The sequence below is a fragment of the Shinella sumterensis genome (assembly GCF_004514425.2).
GTDB classification, from domain to species: Bacteria; Pseudomonadota; Alphaproteobacteria; order Rhizobiales; family Rhizobiaceae; genus Shinella; species Shinella sumterensis.
The window spans coordinates 46,286-61,138 of record NZ_MYFN02000017.1 but is presented as its reverse complement, the minus strand read 5'-3'; the positions used below and the strand labels follow the sequence as shown (position 1 = coordinate 61,138).

At 63.8% G+C, this 14,853-nt stretch carries 17 protein-coding genes; 2 read left to right on the top strand and 15 right to left on the bottom strand.

Translation table 11 applies throughout. The features are described 5' to 3' along the window. The first annotated feature begins 1 nt into the window (after nt 1). Nucleotides 2–1,444 carry a cryptochrome/photolyase family protein gene (locus B5M41_RS23370; RefSeq protein WP_134652447.1) on the top strand — a complete coding sequence of 481 codons (1,443 nt, stop codon included), beginning with the start codon at nt 2–4 and terminating at the stop codon, nt 1,442–1,444. Between the two features lies 1 nt (nt 1,445). Here B5M41_RS23370 and phnN read toward each other — a convergent pair whose 3' ends face one another. The 15 genes from phnN to phnG all read right to left on the bottom strand — a co-directional run bounded on the left by phnN (nt 1,446) and on the right by phnG (nt 13,956). Further along, nucleotides 1,446–2,042: a phosphonate metabolism protein/1,5-bisphosphokinase (PRPP-forming) PhnN gene (gene phnN / locus B5M41_RS23365; RefSeq protein ID WP_230640314.1), complete on the bottom strand. Its 597-nt coding sequence runs from the start codon at nt 2,040–2,042 to the stop codon at nt 1,446–1,448. Beyond that, nucleotides 2,039–3,178 carry an alpha-D-ribose 1-methylphosphonate 5-triphosphate diphosphatase gene (locus B5M41_RS23360; protein WP_134651337.1) on the bottom strand — a complete coding sequence of 380 codons (1,140 nt, stop codon included), beginning with the start codon at nt 3,176–3,178 and terminating at the stop codon, nt 2,039–2,041. Before B5M41_RS23360 ends, phnN begins: the two co-directional genes overlap by 4 nt. A 2-nt stretch (nt 3,179–3,180) precedes the next feature. Continuing rightward, nucleotides 3,181–3,888 carry a DUF1045 domain-containing protein gene (locus B5M41_RS23355; RefSeq protein ID WP_134651245.1) on the bottom strand — a complete coding sequence of 236 codons (708 nt, stop codon included), beginning with the start codon at nt 3,886–3,888 and terminating at the stop codon, nt 3,181–3,183. Nucleotides 3,889–3,980: 92 nt separating this feature from the next. Continuing rightward, nucleotides 3,981–5,330, bottom strand: coding sequence for a phosphonate ABC transporter, permease protein PhnE (gene phnE, locus B5M41_RS23350; RefSeq protein ID WP_134651339.1), 1,350 nt, complete (start codon nt 5,328–5,330; stop codon nt 3,981–3,983). Then, entirely contained in the window at nt 5,327–6,247 is a 921-nt protein-coding gene (gene phnE / locus B5M41_RS23345; protein WP_134651341.1) for a phosphonate ABC transporter, permease protein PhnE, read from the bottom strand. The genes phnE (B5M41_RS23350) and phnE (B5M41_RS23345) overlap by 4 nt, the downstream gene beginning before the upstream one ends. A 119-nt stretch (nt 6,248–6,366) precedes the next feature. Then, a complete protein-coding gene (gene phnD / locus B5M41_RS23340) occupies nt 6,367–7,272 on the bottom strand; it encodes a phosphonate ABC transporter substrate-binding protein (protein ID WP_134651247.1) in 906 nt (301 codons plus the stop codon). An 84-nt stretch (nt 7,273–7,356) separates the two neighbouring features. Next, entirely contained in the window at nt 7,357–8,217 is an 861-nt protein-coding gene (phnC, locus tag B5M41_RS23335) for a phosphonate ABC transporter ATP-binding protein (protein WP_134651249.1), read from the bottom strand. 153 nt (nt 8,218–8,370) lie between these two features. Further along, entirely contained in the window at nt 8,371–8,985 is a 615-nt protein-coding gene (locus B5M41_RS23330; RefSeq protein WP_134651251.1) for a DapH/DapD/GlmU-related protein, read from the bottom strand. Beyond that, nucleotides 8,982–9,689, bottom strand: coding sequence for a phosphonate C-P lyase system protein PhnL (gene phnL, locus B5M41_RS23325; protein ID WP_134651253.1), 708 nt, complete (start codon nt 9,687–9,689; stop codon nt 8,982–8,984). The genes B5M41_RS23330 and phnL overlap by 4 nt, the downstream gene beginning before the upstream one ends. 2 nt (nt 9,690–9,691) lie before the next feature. Further along, nucleotides 9,692–10,468, bottom strand: coding sequence for a phosphonate C-P lyase system protein PhnK (phnK, locus tag B5M41_RS23320; protein WP_134651255.1), 777 nt, complete (start codon nt 10,466–10,468; stop codon nt 9,692–9,694). After that, on the bottom strand, nt 10,465–11,343 hold the full coding sequence (locus tag B5M41_RS23315) for an alpha-D-ribose 1-methylphosphonate 5-phosphate C-P-lyase PhnJ (protein ID WP_134651257.1): 879 nt from the start codon (nt 11,341–11,343) through the stop codon (nt 10,465–10,467). The genes phnK and B5M41_RS23315 overlap by 4 nt, the downstream gene beginning before the upstream one ends. Next, nucleotides 11,340–11,759, bottom strand: coding sequence for a FosX/FosE/FosI family fosfomycin resistance hydrolase (gene fosX, locus B5M41_RS23310; RefSeq protein ID WP_134651259.1), 420 nt, complete (start codon nt 11,757–11,759; stop codon nt 11,340–11,342). The genes B5M41_RS23315 and fosX overlap by 4 nt, the downstream gene beginning before the upstream one ends. After that, entirely contained in the window at nt 11,756–12,865 is a 1,110-nt protein-coding gene (locus tag B5M41_RS23305) for a carbon-phosphorus lyase complex subunit (protein WP_134651261.1), read from the bottom strand. The genes fosX and B5M41_RS23305 overlap by 4 nt, the downstream gene beginning before the upstream one ends. Before the next feature lie 3 nt (nt 12,866–12,868). Next, complete coding sequence (gene phnH, locus B5M41_RS23300; protein ID WP_134651263.1) at nt 12,869–13,477, bottom strand: phosphonate C-P lyase system protein PhnH; 609 nt, start codon at nt 13,475–13,477, stop codon at nt 12,869–12,871. After that, nucleotides 13,477–13,956 carry a phosphonate C-P lyase system protein PhnG gene (gene phnG / locus B5M41_RS23295; protein ID WP_134651265.1) on the bottom strand — a complete coding sequence of 160 codons (480 nt, stop codon included), beginning with the start codon at nt 13,954–13,956 and terminating at the stop codon, nt 13,477–13,479. The genes phnH and phnG overlap by 1 nt, the downstream gene beginning before the upstream one ends. A 106-nt stretch (nt 13,957–14,062) precedes the next feature. Between phnG and phnF the strand changes: the two genes are divergently transcribed. Beyond that, a complete protein-coding gene (gene phnF / locus B5M41_RS23290; RefSeq protein WP_134651267.1) occupies nt 14,063–14,821 on the top strand; it encodes a phosphonate metabolism transcriptional regulator PhnF in 759 nt (252 codons plus the stop codon). The last annotated feature ends 32 nt before the right edge of the window (nt 14,822–14,853 follow it).

Genomic DNA, 14,853 nt, shown 5'->3' with positions numbered 1-14,853 from the left:
GATGACCAACAAGACCGCAGCGCCCGTCGTCGTATGGTTCCGCAAGGACCTTCGACTGGATGACAACGCCGCCCTTGCCGCGGCCGCCGACACGGGACGCCCCGTGATCCCTCTCTATATCCGCGAACCGGAGGCCGCCGGCACCGGGCCGCTGGGTGCCGCCCAGGCCTGGTGGCTGCATCACGCGCTTGCCTCGCTTGCGCGTGACCTCGAAAAAGCCGGCTCGCCGCTCGTACTGCGGTCCGGCGCGGCCGCCGGTGTTCTGCGCAAGTTTGTCCCGGAAACGGGTGCGGATACGCTTTACTGGAACCGCAGGCATAATCCGGCCGGCATTTCCATCGACAAGGAGATAAAGCGCGTGTTCAAGGCCGAAGGCCTCGACGTGCACAGTTTCTCCGGACAATTGCTGCACGATCCGACACGCCTCCTGACGGGCGAGAAGAAGCCCTACCGCGTCTATACGCCATTCTGGAAGGCGCTCGAACGCGAGGGCGAACCGCCGGAACCGATCGAGGCACCGAAGCACATCAAGGCCCCAACGAAGGCGCCGCCGTCCGAAATGCTCGACGATTGGAAATTCCTGCCCGTCAAACCGGACTGGGCGGCATCCTTCAAGGACATCTGGGCGCCCGGCGAGGCAGCCGCACGCGAACGCCTGGACGACTTCGTGGACGGCGCCATTGCGGGCTACAAGGTGGATCGAGACCATCCCGCGCTCGACGCGACGTCCAGGATGTCGCCCTACCTGGCGCTCGGTGAAATCTCCCCTGCCCGCATCTGGCATGCGACGCGCGGCCTGAAGGCGCCTGCCGACGACGTGATCCACTTCCGCAAGGAACTGGCCTGGCGCGAGTTCTGCCACCATCTGCATTTTCATTTTCCCGCCCTTGCCGAGAAGAACTGGAACGAGCGCTTCGACGACTTTCCCTGGGAGAAGGCAGGCAAGCATTTCCGCCTGTGGACACAGGGCATGACGGGTTACCCGATCGTCGATGCCGGCATGCGCCAGCTCTGGAAGCATGGCTGGATGCACAATCGGGTCCGCATGATCACGGCGTCGTTCCTCATCAAGCATCTGATGATCGACTGGCGGCATGGCGAGAAGTGGTTTCGCGATACGCTGGTGGACGCAGACGCCGCATCGAACCCGGCCAACTGGCAATGGGTCGCGGGCTCGGGTGCCGACGCCTCCCCCTTCTTCCGCATCTTCAATCCGATCCTGCAGGGTGAGAAATTCGACCCCGACGGCACCTATGTCCGCGCCTTCGTGCCGGAACTGGAGCATCTCGACGCGGCCTTTATCCACAAACCGTTCGATGCGCCTGCCGACGTGCTGAAAAAGGCGAAGATCGAGTTGGGCACGACCTATCCCAAGCCGATCGTCGACCACGCCAAGGCGCGCGAACGCGCATTGGCGGCCTACAAATCCCTGAAGAACGCCTGACCTAGCCGTTCCCGGCCAGGGTCTTGGACAGAAGCGACACGAGCGCGTCTCCGGCATCCTCCAGAGCGCCGCTGTTGTCGATGACGATAGTGTTAGCGGCGACCACGATTTCGGGGACTGCACGGTCGAGACGCTTGCGGATTGCGTCCGCGGTCTCACGACCGCGTGCGGCAAGCCGTTCGGCAAGGATGTCCGGGCGAGCCGTGATCAGCACGACGGTGAGGCGGGGAAAGGCAGCTGCGAAAGCCGGAAGTGCGGAACGGCTGCCGTTGGCGATCAGCGTCACGCCCTTCTCCAGCTGGGCCAGCGTCCCGGCGGGAATGCCGTAGGACAGGTCATGGGCCTCCCACGACACGGCGAAGCCGCCCTCGGATTTGCGCCGTGCGAAACCCGCGGCATCGATGGCCTCATGCGCCTCCCCGCCGGCATCGGCGGGCCGGGTGATGACGCGGCGCACGAACTGCACGCGCGCCTCGCCAGCGAAATGCCGCGCGGCATAGGACATCACGCTGTCCTTGCCGGCACCGCTCGGGCCGACGACCACCACCATCGTGCCAGCGGCGACACGCGGCGCATGCGACTTCGCCTCCATGCTCATGCCACGCGGCGACCCTGGCGCCAGACCGAGCGGACGACCGGCACGCCATCCGGCCGGCGCACGCGCACGATATCGGCGCGCAGGCCCTTGGCAATCGCACCGCGGTCATCGAGACCAACTGTGCGTGCAGGCGTGGTCGAGACCATCGCAATCGCCGTCGGAAGATCGATACCCTCCACCTCGTCGGCCAGAATGAAGGGCGCATGCATCAGGCTGAAGGGCACATAGTCGGAGGACAGAACATCGAGCACGCCCATCCGGGCCAGATCGCGCGCCGCGATGTTGCCGGAATGGGACTTGCCACGCACGATGTTGGGCGCACCCATGAGCACGCTCATGCCCGCACCATGCGAGGCCTTCGCCGCTTCGACGCTGGTCGGGAACTCGGCCAGGCGGATACCGTAGCCGATCGCTTCCTCGACATGCTCCAGCGTAGCGTCGTCATGGCTGGCGACAGAGATGTTGCGGGCGGCGCAGGATGCGGCGATGGCGTCGCGGTGCGGCTTGGCGTAACGCGCGGAAAGCTCCTGCTGCCGCTTGCAGAATTCGGCGAACTCGGCATCCGAGAGGCCACGCTTCTTCTGGTAGTAGAGAACGTACTGGTCCATGGTCTGGAACTGCCGCTGGCCCGGCGCGTGATCCATCAGGGAAACGAGACGGACCATCGGGTCGCCCTCGAATTCTGCATAATGATCCAATACGTTATCTGTGGAAACTTCACACCGCAGATGAATGAGGTGTTCCGCGCGAAGACGATCTTCCGCCTGCGCCTCGGCAAGCGCATCGGCCATGGCGCGCATCTCGCCCTGTTCGAAACCGCCGTCCGAATCCGAGCCCATGCGCAGGCAATCGAAGACGGTGGTGATGCCTGACGTGACGACCTGTGCATCATGCGACTGGATCGCCGCGGTCTTGCCCCAGCGAACGCCCGGGCGCGGCGAGTAATGCGCTTCGAGATGGTCGGTGTGCAGCTCGACGAGACCGGGAATGAGGAAATCGCCTTCCATGTCCTCACCGGCAGCAGACACCCCCTCGGCGATATCGACGATGAGGCCGTCGCGCAGAACGAGCGTGCCGTCCAGAACCCGGTCCTCAAGCACGATTTTTGCATTGGAAAGAATAGTTTCGCGGGTCATCTTCATGCAGTCTTTCTGTTGGCGGCCCCACCCAGCGGGAAGAGCGAATGAACGGTGAAATCGGCGCCGCGCGACGGCTCCCGGAAGAGCGCCAGCCCGCCGAGCGTCAGCGGACGACCATGGAAATCGGCGAAATGATCGAGAAGGGCGGCTTCGACGGCGTCACGGCTCTCAAGCGGCACGCGGCCTGTCAGCGTCATGTGGAAGCGGAATTCGTCAAAGACGTAGGGATAACCCCACTGCACCAGATTTTGCCGCTCGGCGGCGCCCAGTTCATCCGGCTTGCGGCGCGCGATATCGGCCGAGGTCAGCGGGGCGCGGAAACGCTCGAAGCGCCTGACCACGTCGCCGGCGAAACTTTGCAGTGGCTCGCAATGATCGCCGGGTACCAGCGCGAAGAAGGAACCGAGGCGCCCGACCACGAGCTCGGGAATGTCGAAGGCTTCCATCTCGCAAACGAAGCGGCCGATTTCGGCGACAAGCTCGGCTTCGCTGCGGCCTTCGGCCAATGCGAACGGCGCCTTCAGGGTGGCATGGAAACCGTAACGGCGCGGGTCTGCCGTCAGCCCCGCGACCGCCGACGCCTCGAAATTGCCGATCGCCGGCTGCTCCAGCGCAGCACCGGTAAAGGCGTTGCGTCCGAGCCAGCGCTGGGCGGCAAGGGTCAGAGGATCGCTGGCGGGCGGGGTGAAGTAAAGGGCGTATCGCAAAGGCTCATTCCTGTGAACTCGTTCGACGTCGCCCGCGAAGGCGACGCCGGATCATGAAAGCATTCCTGTGGCAGCATCATGCCGCCATGCCATCAATGCATCGGCTTTCCGATCAATCGCGACCTTAGCGCATTCGAAATTCCATCGAACACAAAGACCACGATGAGGATCAGCACCACCATATAGGCCACCTTGTCCCAATCGGCATTCGTACCCATCGCCTCCAGGAGCTTCAGGCCGATGCCGCCGGCGCCGACCGCGCCGATGATCGTCGCGGACCGGGTGTTCGATTCCCAGAAGTAAAGCGACTGCGAGACGAAGACCGGCAGGACCTGCGGCAGCACACCGAACCGGTTGACGGTCACGGACGATGCCCCGACGGACTTCACCCCCTCGCGCTGCTTTTCATCGACATTCTCCAGCGCCTCGGCATAGACCTTACCAAGCGCGCCCGTGTCCGTGAAGAAGATCGCGGCGATACCGGGGATCGGTCCGGGGCCGAAACCGCGCGTGAAGAACAGCGCCCAGATCAGCATGTCGATCGACCGCAGGAAATCGAAGAGCCGCTTCATGCCCCAGTTCGCGGCGCGGTTCAGCGTGATGTTGCGGGCGGCAATGAAGGCGAGCGGCAGGGCAAACAGCGTGCCGAGAAGCGTGCCGACGAAAGCCATGACCAGTGTCTGGAGCAGCTTGGACAGGATATCGGCATGCTGCCAGGCGCTATTGCCCAGGAAGTCATCGACCATATGGCGCACGTTCGAACGATCCGGATCGACGCGCTCGGCCAGGAGCGCGAGGTTCGCGATCTCGCCGAACGATTTCCCCCAGAAGGGCGAACGGATATCGAAGAAGAAGTTCGCCCAGCCGAGGAACCGGCGCTGGACATAGACCTGCGATCCGCGGATCTCGGCACTGCCCTCGAAGCCATAATCGACCATGACCTTCGTGCCGTCGAAAACAACGCCCGCAGGCGCGCCCTCCGGCGGCTCCACACCCTCCGCGGTGATGTCGACCGGATAGGATGCTCCGTCGACAAAGATATCGACGCGATCGGGATGGACGTCCAGCCGGTTCCCTTCACCGTCGTAAATCACGCTATAGCCACCATTCGCCATCGGGCGCAGCCAATCGATATCAGCACCCTCAGGATATTGCCGGCGGCTCGACCATTGCGGCACGACGGCGTCATCGACGAAACGCAGGCGCGGTTGCGCGCGCCAGGAATACCAGTCCTGGACATAGATGGCGGCACGGTCCCAGCGCCCCTGCATGAACGCGGGGCCGACATTGAAGGCAACAAAGCAGACGGCGAGATAGAGGACGGTAACGCCGGCACACAGCGCCAGTCCCCAACGCTGCCAGAAGCTGCGCCGGAAGACATCGGGATAGGAGGCCAGAAGCCGATCGCGCTCGGCGGCGTGGATCATGGTCGGCGACATCAGACGGCTCCCCGTGCGGCGTCGAGGAACTGCTGGCCGATCAGGCGCCGGCGCAGCCACGACGAAAACTGGTCGACCGCGATGATGGTGACGAGCAGGAGGATGACGATCGCATAGGTCTTGGCGGCGTGGTCGCGGCCGATGGCCAGGCGGAACACCTCGCCGATGCCGCCACCCCCGACGGCGCCGATGATCGTCGAGGCCCGCACATTGATCTCGGCACGCAGCAGCGTGTAGGACACGAAATTCGGCAGGACCTGGGGAACGATGGCATAACGCACGCGCTCGACCCAGCGCGCGCCGGTGGCGCGCAGCCCCTCGTCGGGTCGCATATCGACGTTCTCCACGACCTCGAAGAACAGCTTTCCGAGCGCGCCGATCGTGTGGATGGTGATCGCCACGATTGCGGCAATCGGCCCGATGGACAGGATGGCGGTCAGGAGGCCGGCGACCACGATTTCCGGAAAGGCGCGCATGATCTCCATGATCCGGCGTACGACCCAGCGCGTGGCGCCCGCGCCGACGAGATTGGTCGAGGCGAAGAAGCAGAGCAGGAAGGCCAGCACGAAGCCGATGATCGTGGCGATCAGCGCAATGTTCACGGTGATGATCAACTGGTAGATGAAATGCGGGATATAGAAGCCATCCGTGATGTAGACCCGCTCGGACGTATAGTCGTAGCGCAGTGACCCGTCGGCATAGGGCGACGGCAGGTCGAACATCGCACGCACGATTTCCATCGGGCTGTCGGGCACGAAATTGCGGATGAAATCGAAAACGTACGGCAGGCGTTCGAAGAACTTGCCGGAATTCGCGCTGTTGGCGAAATCGAGCGACGCCCACAGCGCGACGAGGAAAACGACGATCGCGAGGACGGTATAGATCCGCCGCGTGCGCAGCTGCTGCTGGTAGTGCCGCATCACCGCGGCGGCGGACGGTCCAAGACCGTTCATCGTGTTTTCAGCCGTGCCGGACGCCATGCCGCTTCCTCCTGTGGGGTGGGTGGCGTCTGAAGACGCCACCCACAACATGTTGGCGATCAGCCGCCGATGACGGACTTACGGGCGTCGATGATCGTCTGGTAGAACGACTGGTCGACCTTGATGTAGTCCTTGTTGGCGCCCTGCGTGTAGGACTGGAAGCAGGCCAGGTCCTTCTTCGGCAGCTCGAAGAAATACTGCTCGACCTTGGCGCGCATGTCTTCCGGCAGCTTGTTGGACACCATCAGCGGGCCGTTCGGGATCAGCGGCGACTTCCAGACCTCGACGATGTCGTCCATGTCGAGGTTGCCCTTGTTGACCATCTGGTAGAGGTTGCCGCCCGTATACCCCTCTTCCCACTTGCCGACGCCCGAACCGAAGGTCGTGCCGACATCGAACTTGCCATCGAGAACGGCGAGAACGAGGTTCTCGTGGCCGCCGCCAAAGCCGGTTTCAGAGAAGTATTCCTTGACCGGCATACCGATTTCCTTCGGCAGCGTCACGCTCGGAACGAGGTAGCCCGAGGTCGAATCCGGGTCGGCGAAGCCGATCTTCTTGCCCTTGGCGTCGGCCAGCGTCTTGATGCCGGAATCCTTGCGGGCGACCATGATGGAGTAATAGCCGCTGGAGCCGTCCGACTGCGTGTAGGTCAGGATCGGGTCGACAGCCTTCGGGTCCTGAAGGTAGATGGCGGCGTAGGACGAAGCGCCCATCGAGGCGATGTCGATCGTGCCGCCGAGCAGGCCCTGGATGACGCCGTTATAGTCCGGCGACGGGAAGATCTGGACTTCCGGCACGCCGGTCGCGGCCTTCAGGCCGTCGGCAACGCACTGGGTGTTGCGGATCTGGTCGGCTTCGTTTTCCGAGCCGTCGAGACCGATGCGCAGGACCTTGACGTCCTGGGCCATGGCGGAACCGGCCGTCACGGCGATTGCGACGGCGGCGAGCAGAGCTTTCTTCAACATTGCGTTCTCCTTTTGCCGGCCTCGCCGGCAGTCGAATCCTGTCGGTCTGTGTTGCCCTTGACGCGGGCGTTCGATCCCGGCGGGTCAGAGACCGGCCAGTGCCAGCGGTGTGGGGCTGGCGGATTCCTTGTCGTTGTCGGGTTCGTTGTCCTGCCGGGCAGGATTGCGAATGGCAGTGGACGTGACCCTCTCGTCGATCTCCGCGCCATCTGAACCCGTGCCGTAGATCGTGCGCACCGCCTCGGCGTCCAGCTCCCGCGACGGGCCGTCGAAGACCACCCGGCCGCCCGACATGCCGATGATGCGCTCGCAATAGGCGCGCGCCGTATCGAGGGTGTGCAGGTTGGTGACCACGGTGATGCCCTCGCGCTCGTTGATGTCGCGCAGCGCATCCATCACGATCTTGGCGTTCAGCGGGTCGAGCGAGGCAATGGGCTCGTCGGCAAGCAGCATCTTGGGGTTCTGCATCAGCGCGCGGGCAATCGCCACGCGCTGCTGCTGGCCGCCCGACAGCGTGCCCGCGGGCTGGAGCGCCGTCTGCTCGATGCCGAGCCGTTCCAGCGCGGCAATTGCCATGATGCGCTCGTCGTTGCTGAAGATGCTCAGCAGGCTGAGGATGGTCGAACGATGGTTGAGGCGGCCGAGCATGACATTGGTCAGTACATCCAGGCGCGGCACGAGGTTGAACTGCTGGAAGATCATCGCGCAGTCGCGCTGCCAGTTGCGCAACGCCGGGCCGCGCAGTGACGACACCTCGATATCGTTGAAATGGATCGTGCCCTCGCTCGGATCGGCAAGGCGGTTGATCATGCGCAGCATGGTCGACTTGCCGGCGCCCGAACGGCCGATGACGCCGACCATCTGGCCCTGCGGGATATCGAACGTCACGTTGTCGACGGCAACGCGCTCGCCGAAACGGCGGGTGACATTCTTCAGTCGGAACATGGCAGCTCCCTCTTCCTTCGTTCGGCGCCCGGGCTTGGGTCCTGTCGCTTTCGGGACTGGCTCTAAACGTCGTTGATGAAGGGGCCATGTCAGTTCCATGTCGGAAAAATAACAGTCCACAGGCCTGGTTTTCAGGCGTTGCGGTACGTCTTCTCACCCGCCGTAGCGGGAAAGGAAGGCTTCTGCCTCAAGTTTGCGAAAGTCATCGAGCGCGCTGCGCAGCCGGGCATGATCCCAGTCCCACCACGCCAGTTTTTCCATGCGATCGGCGATACTTCGCGGGAAGCGCTCGCGAATGACTTTCGCCGCGACACCGCCGACGATGGTATAGGGTTCGACGTCTTTGGTGACGACCGCACCCGATCCCACGACCGCGCCGTTGCCGATCGTAACGCCCGGCAGGATGGTCGAACCGTGGCCAATCCAGACATCGTGCCCAATCGCGACCCGATGCTCGCGTCGTTGCGCGAAGAAATCCGCCTCCTGGTCGGCATCGGGCCAGTAATCGTTGGCGCGGTAGGTGAAGTGATGCAGCGTCGCGCGCCACATCGGATGGTTCGTCGCGTTGATGCGCACGCAGGCGGCGATGTTGACGAACTTGCCGATCGTCGCGCACCAGACCGAGCCGCTCTCCATGATATAGGAATAGTCGCCGATTTCGGCCTCGCTGATGCGGCAGTTCTCGGAAACTTCCGTGTAACGGCCAAGCATCGTATCGGAGACGATCGCCGTCGGGTGGATCAGCGGCGTTTCGGAGAGCTTCGTCATGCCACGGCCTTTCTCGGCGAGAAGGCGGAGACATCCACGATGCGATCGGCGACCCTTTCGCGCACATCTTCGTCGTGGAAGATGCCGAGAAGCGCCACCCCTGCGGCCTTCTTCTCCTCGATCATATCAACCACGACGGCACGGTTCTTCGCGTCGAGCGAAGCCGTCGGCTCATCGAGCAGGAGGATACGGTGATCGGTGATGAAACCGCGGGCGATGTTGACGCGCTGCTGCTCGCCGCCGGAGAAGGTGGCGGGCGGCAATTGCCACAATTCACGCGGCAGGTTGAGGCGCGCCAGCATGGCCTCGGCCATACCCCTCGCCTCTTTCGCGTCCGTTCCCCGCGCCGTGAGCGGCTCGGCGACGACATCGACAGCCGCGACCCGTGGCACCGTTCGCAGAAACTGGCTGACATAGCCGAGCGTTGCCCGGCGCACGGACAGGATCGTGCGCGGATCGGCGCTCGCCAGGTCGAGCAGGCGGCCGCCGTGTTCGATGAGGATCTGGCCGCCATCGACGGCATAATTGCCATAGACCATCTTGAGCAGCGAACTCTTGCCAATGCCGGAGGGACCGCCCAGCACGACGCATTCGCCGGCCTTCACCGAAAAGGTGACGTTGGACATGACGGGCAACCGGATGCCGTCGCGGAGATGCATGGTGAAGCTTTTGGCGACTTCGGAAACGACGAGAGGAGTAGCCATGGTTAAACCTGCAAGATCGAGGAAACGAGGAGCTGGGTATAGGCTTCGCGCGGGTCGTCCAGCACGCGGTCGGTCAGGCCCTGCTCGATGACGAGGCCGTCCTTCATCACCATTATGCGGTGCGAAAGCAGGCGCGCGACGGCAAGATCATGCGTGACGATGATCGCCGAAAGGCCGAGATCCTGAACAAGGCCGCGCAGGAGATCGAGCAGGCGGGCCTGCACCGAGACGTCGAGGCCGCCGGTCGGCTCGTCCATGAAGATCAGCCGTGGCGACGTCACGAGGTTGCGCGCGATCTGCAGGCGCTGTCGCATGCCGCCGGAGAAGGCGCGTGGCTGGTCGTCGATGCGGTCCCCGCTGATCTCCACCCGGCGCAGCCAGTCGCCGGCTGTATCGCGGATATTGCCATAGTGCCGCTCGCCAACGGCCATCAGCCGTTCGCCGACATTGGCGCCGGCCGAGACTGCCATGCGCAGGCCGTCCGCCGGATTCTGGTGCACGAAACCCCAGTCCGTACGCATCAGGAAGCGGCGCTCCGCCTCGCTCATACGGGAGAGGTCGCGCATCTGGCCGTCACGCATGCGGTATTCGACGGAACCTGACGTCGGCATCAGCCGGGTGGCAAGGCAATTGAGCAGCGTCGTCTTGCCCGACCCGGATTCGCCGACGATGGCCAGCACCTCGCCCGGCCAGAGGTCGAAAGAGACATTCCGGCAACCGGTGCGCGCGCCGTAGAATTTGGAGATATCGCGGGCCTTGAGAATGGGCGTGTCGGTCATTCGGCAGCCTCCTTATCATAGGCCAGATGGCCGCGGTGGCCCCGTGCACAGCGGTCTTCGCAATGGTCGGTGTCGGAGCAGACGAACATCCGTCCGCCCTTGTCGTCGAGCACGACCTCGTCGAGATAGACGTCCTCGGCGCCGCACAGGGCACAGGGCTTGTCGAAGGTCTGGATCTCGAAGGGATGGTCCTCGAAATCGAGGCTGACGACCTCGGTGTGGGGCGGCACAGCGTAAATGCGCTTCTCGCGTCCCGCGCCGAAGAGCTGGAGCGCTTCCGACATGTGCATCTTCGGATTGTCGAATTTCGGCGTCGGCGAAGGATCCATGACGTAACGCCCCTCGACTTTCACCGGATAGGCATAGGTCGTGGCGATATGGCCGTTCCTGGCGATGTCCTCGTAGAGCTTCACATGCATGAGGCCGTATTCCTCCAGCGCATGCATCTTGCGGGTCTCGGTCTCGCGCGGTTCGAGGAAGCGCAGCGGCTCGGGGATCGGCACCTGGTAGACCAGCGTCTGGCCGGCCGTCAGCTTTTCCTCCGGGATGCGGTGGCGTGTCTGGATGATGGACGCTTCGCGCGTCCTGGTGGTCACCGCGACATTGGCGACCTTCTGGAAGAAGGCACGGATGGAAACGGCGTTGGTTGTGTCGTCGGCTCCCTGGTCGATGACCTTCAGCACATCATCGGGCCCGAGTATCGCCGCCGTCACCTGCACGCCGCCGGTGCCCCATCCATAGGGCATGGGCATTTCGCGCGAGGCGAACGGCACCTGATAGCCGGGAATGGCTATGGCCTTCAGGATTGCTCGGCGGATCATGCGCTTCGTCTGTTCGTCGAGATATGCGAAATTGTAGGTTGCGAGATCGCTCATTTGCTCACCGTCTCCAGCCTGGAATAGCTCGCCAGCCGCTCGTCGAGCGTGCCGCTGTGCAGTTCGAAAAGATGGTTGTCGTCGTCGTGGAAATAGAGGGATCGACCCTCCCCCTCCACGCGCGGGCGTGGCGGCCGCACATCGAGGCCGAGCCGTTCGATGCGCTCGCGATAAAGGTCCAGCGTGTCATCAGGCACCTTGAAGGCGATGTGATTGTACGTGCGCTCGCAGAGCGGCTCGCCTTCCATGATGGCAATCCAGAGCCCGCCGATGACGAAGAAGCGCTCCGGCGAAAGGGAGAACTGCCGCTTTCCGCTGGCATAGACCTGCTTTGCGTCGAAAACGCCCTGCAGAATGTCCGTCATCCGGTCGAGATCACGCACGATGAACGTGATGTGGGAAAGGCCCTCGATCATTCCGCGGCCTCCGCGATGTCATCGGTACTGCCGGCCAGCTTCTCCTCGTATTCACGCCGCATGCGGCGCACGAGGGCAAGTTCGGCCTGGAAGTCCACGTAGTGCGGGAGTTTCAGGTGCTCGACGAAACCGGTCGCCTGCACATTGTCGGAATGGGAGATAACGAATTCCTCATCCTGCGCGGGCGCAACGACATCCTCGCCGAATTCCTCCGCGCGCAAGGCACGATCCACCAATGACATCGCCATGGCCTTGCGTTCGCTCTGGCCGAAGACGAGCCCGTAGCCGCGCGTAAACTGCGGCGGGGTCTTCGCTGAGCCCTTGAACTGCGCGATCATCTGGCATTCGGTGATCTGAATGCGGCCGAGCGACACGGAAAAGCCGAGCTCCGTCATGTCGAGCTCTACCTCGACTTCGCCGATGCGCACTTCCCCGACGAAAGGATGGGTGCGGGCATAGCCGCGCTGGGTGGAGTAGCCGAGCGCCAGCAGGAAACCCTCGTCGCCCCGAGCGAGTGCCTGCAAGCGCAGGTCGCGCGCCATCGGGAACTCCAGCGGCTCGCGGGTGATATCACCGGGCACATGGCCGTCCGGCAGGCTGCCGTCGTCCTCTACAAGGCCTTCTCCGGCGAGGATATCGGACACGCGCATGACCGGCTCCCCGCTGTCTTCGCGCTCCAGCGGCGCGTCGATATCGGCGTCCGCCAGCAGGGACGGGTCGAGTAGACGGTGCGTATAGTCGAAGGTCGGGCCGAGAAGCTGGCCGCCGGGCAGATCCTTGTAGGTCGCGGAGACGCGGCGCTCGATCACCATGGCGGACGTATCGACGGGCTTCGAATAGCCGAAGCGCGGCAGGGTCGTACGGTAGGCGCGCAGGATAAAGATCGCCTCGATCATGTCGCCCCGCGCCTGCCGGATGGCGAGCGCCGCAAGCGCCCGGTCATACAGCGAGGCTTCCGCCATCACGCGGTCCACGGCAAGGCCGAGCTGCGCGACGATCTGGTCGATGCCGATCGCCGGCAGTGCGCGATCGCCGCGGCGGCGATCGGCGAGAAGGCGGTGAGCGTTGGCAATGGCGGCTTCGCCACCCTTGACGGCAACATACATGGCTCAGGCCTCCTTGATGTGCAGAACGGTGGTGCGCGGCAGGCAAAGGACCCTGCTGCCGGCGACAAGGATCAGGTCGACACCGCGGGGGAAATTCTGTCGGTTCTGCGCCCGAAACTGCGCAAACATGTCGGGCAGACCCACCGGCGCGATAACCTCTTGCGTGCGAATACCCGGCCCGGTGAGCGTGAACGGGCTTCCGCCTTCGAATGCCTCGATCTCGACCACAAGCGTGGTGGAACGATCCGGGTAGTCCTGCGTGCCCTGCGCGAAGAGGCAAAGATCAGGCAGGACGCCGCCCTTTTCGACGAAGGCAAATCGGGCGTCCTGTCGCTCGGCGGTAATGGCCGCACCCGTGTGAAAGGCAAGCCAGGCGGGCAATGCCGATGCGGCAAGCGCCGGGGTCAGCCACACGGCCGTATCGTGATCGCACAGCGTGAGTGCAATGGCGCCGGCTGCCGGAGAGAGAGGTGCGGGCGGCACCGCATCGCCGGTGATGTCGCCGACCGTGCCGGGACGGGCCATGCCGTCCATCAGCGTGCGAAAGACGGCCTGCGCTGCGAAGACCGGCTCCGGGAAACCGCCGGAAAAGGTGTCGGTATCGGGTGTCATCAGTCCTCTCCGCGAACCATGGTGAAGAAATCGACGCGGGTGGCGGCCGTCTGGCGAGCCTTTGCGGCATCCTCGCCCGCAACACGCGCCGCAATGGCCGCAAGAAGCCTCTCGACCGCGGCCTTGCTTGTCGGCTGCTGGAAAAGCGCGTCGAAGATCGCCGCAAGCCGGGCCTTCGCGCCGTCCGTGCCCAGCGTCTGGCCGTGGCCGACCGTGCCGTCCCCAAGTCGAATACTGGCGCGGCTCACCGTCGCCTCCCCGAGATTGAACGGCGCGCCACCGCCGCCGATACGCCCGCGAACCATCACGAGGCCGGTCTCCGGGCCGCGGACCGGCTGCGCGTCCGGCTTGTCATCAAGCGCGTCGAACGCGGACTGCAATTCGGCGCGGGTCGCTTTTGCCAGAAGGCCGATCGCTCTGCGCCGCTCGCCATCGGCATCCGTCGCGCCGGGGTCGGCAGATTTTTGAACTGATGCCATTGCCTCACTCCTTAATGTCTATTAATCTAGATAACTATACATCTAATTCTTGTCTTAATCCGGCGGAATGACAAGGGTGTGACAGATCTTTACTAGGGCGGCGAAAATGGTGGAACGACAAACGGGCGTGGCGCTCTGGCGGCAGATTGCAGACCGCATGCGCCTTGCGATCAACAATGGTGATTTCGACGAGACCGGAATGATGCCGCCGGAGACGGTTCTTGCCGCACGGTTCGGCGTGAACCGCCATACGGTGCGCAGCGCCATGGCGACGCTTGCAGATGAAGGCATCGTGCGCGCCATCCAGGGTGTCGGCACCCGCATCGAGCGGCGCGACAGGCTGCGGTTTCCGATTTCACGGCGAACGCGCTTCTCGCAGGGCCTCGGAAATCAGGCGCGCGAGATCGAAGGCCGGATGCTGGAGGCGGACACGGACGTTGCGCCCGCTTTGGTCGCGCAGGCGTTGGGATTGGCGGCAGGAACGCCGTGCGTGCGAATGGAAACCGTCAACAGTGCCGACAAGCGCCCCATATCACGTGCAACGCACTATTTCCCTTCGGAACGGTTTGCCGGCATTGCCGAAGCTTACGAGAAGACGCGTTCGATTACCGCAGCGCTTCGCGAACTTGGCGTGTCCGACTACGTGCGCCGGTCGACGGAGATTTCCGCGATCCATGCCGAAGGCGACGACATGCGCCACCTGAAACTCTCGCCTGGCGCGATCATCCTTGTCGCGACGGCCATCAACACCGATCTCGCGGGTATGCCGATCCAGTATTCGCGCACACGCTTCGCCGCGGATCGCGTCAAGCTGACGGTGGAGCCCGAAAATGACGATATCGGTGACCTTGGCCAATCCGCCTAGGTCACCGACCGTCACGTTTCTCGGATTACAGG

Bases quoted from the DNA above. Each gene is read 5' to 3' on its own strand.
- phnE (WP_134651341.1), bottom strand. From the start codon at position 6,247: ATGCGGCACTACCAGCAGCAGCTGCGCACGCGGCGGATCTATACCGTC.
- fosX (WP_134651259.1), bottom strand. From the start codon at position 11,759: ATGATCGAGGGCCTTTCCCACATCACGTTCATCGTGCGTGATCTCGAC.
- B5M41_RS23370 (WP_134652447.1), top strand. From the start codon at position 2: ATGACCAACAAGACCGCAGCGCCCGTCGTCGTATGGTTCCGCAAGGAC.
- phnH (WP_134651263.1), bottom strand. From the start codon at position 13,477: ATGACACCCGATACCGACACCTTTTCCGGCGGTTTCCCGGAGCCGGTC.
- phnD (WP_134651247.1), bottom strand. From the start codon at position 7,272: ATGTTGAAGAAAGCTCTGCTCGCCGCCGTCGCAATCGCCGTGACGGCC.
- B5M41_RS23330 (WP_134651251.1), bottom strand. From the start codon at position 8,985: ATGACGAAGCTCTCCGAAACGCCGCTGATCCACCCGACGGCGATCGTC.
- phnF (WP_134651267.1), top strand. From the start codon at position 14,063: ATGGTGGAACGACAAACGGGCGTGGCGCTCTGGCGGCAGATTGCAGAC.
- phnL (WP_134651253.1), bottom strand. From the start codon at position 9,689: ATGGCTACTCCTCTCGTCGTTTCCGAAGTCGCCAAAAGCTTCACCATG.
- B5M41_RS23305 (WP_134651261.1), bottom strand. From the start codon at position 12,865: ATGTATGTTGCCGTCAAGGGTGGCGAAGCCGCCATTGCCAACGCTCAC.
- phnK (WP_134651255.1), bottom strand. From the start codon at position 10,468: ATGACCGACACGCCCATTCTCAAGGCCCGCGATATCTCCAAATTCTAC.
- B5M41_RS23315 (WP_134651257.1), bottom strand. From the start codon at position 11,343: ATGAGCGATCTCGCAACCTACAATTTCGCATATCTCGACGAACAGACG.
- phnC (WP_134651249.1), bottom strand. From the start codon at position 8,217: ATGTTCCGACTGAAGAATGTCACCCGCCGTTTCGGCGAGCGCGTTGCC.
- B5M41_RS23360 (WP_134651337.1), bottom strand. From the start codon at position 3,178: ATGACCCGCGAAACTATTCTTTCCAATGCAAAAATCGTGCTTGAGGAC.
- phnN (WP_230640314.1), bottom strand. From the start codon at position 2,042: ATGAGCATGGAGGCGAAGTCGCATGCGCCGCGTGTCGCCGCTGGCACG.
- phnG (WP_134651265.1), bottom strand. From the start codon at position 13,956: ATGGCATCAGTTCAAAAATCTGCCGACCCCGGCGCGACGGATGCCGAT.